Annotated in this window: 1 protein-coding gene; it reads right to left on the reverse strand. The window is 38.7% G+C overall.

The features are described from left to right. A partial coding sequence (locus SYN8016DRAFT_RS14705; protein ID WP_006855131.1) for a PHB depolymerase family esterase occupies positions 1-560 on the reverse strand: 560 nt, incomplete at its 3' end. Positions 561-728 lie beyond the last annotated feature (168 nt).

Here is a 728-nt window from a genome sequence, read left to right on the forward strand (position 1 = left end):
GCACCGGCTATGACAGAAATGGCAGCAATTCTATTGGACAATTCACAACCTAAACGCTGAGACATAAAGCCACCATTAGATATTCCAATGGCATAAATTCGTGAAGAATCAACATTCTCACTCAAAATGATCGTATCTATAAGAGAATTAATAAAACTAACATCATTGACATTATGTCCAATAGATGTACGTCCATCATTCCAGTTTTTCTTATGTGCATTAGGATAAACAACTACAAATTTTTCGCTATCAGCCAAGTCATTCAAACGAGAAGTCTTACGAAGTCTGTCGGCAGTGGTTTTACCGCCATGAAGAGCAATGACGAGAGGGAGTTGAACATCAGAAGAAACAGCGGGTTTATGGAGAAGGTAAGACCTTTTTAGACCATCTTGCTCAAGATAACGAACCGAAGTGGTTGAAATGGAAGATTGATTTTCACGAGAGGGTGTAGAACCAAAAAGCATATTGCGTCGCTCCTGCCGCTTAAGCTGACGCTCTAAACGTCGCTCCTGCCGCTTAAGCTGACGCTCTAAGCGTCGTTCTTGAAAAGAAGAAGCCATAATATTTGAAAAATTGTCGAAAGACGAAACAGAATTGGCCAGAATATGAAGACCAAAGACAGTACTGATTAAAAAAGGGGTAAGCAAATTAAAGATAAGTTAAAGAATAATAATACAGGGTAACACAGGCAAACACAATACAAAAACCAAAAAAGTTATGACAGTGTA

It is taken from the genome of Synechococcus sp. WH 8016 (assembly GCF_000230675.1).
In the GTDB taxonomy this organism is placed as follows: Bacteria; Cyanobacteriota; Cyanobacteriia; order PCC-6307; family Cyanobiaceae; genus Synechococcus_C.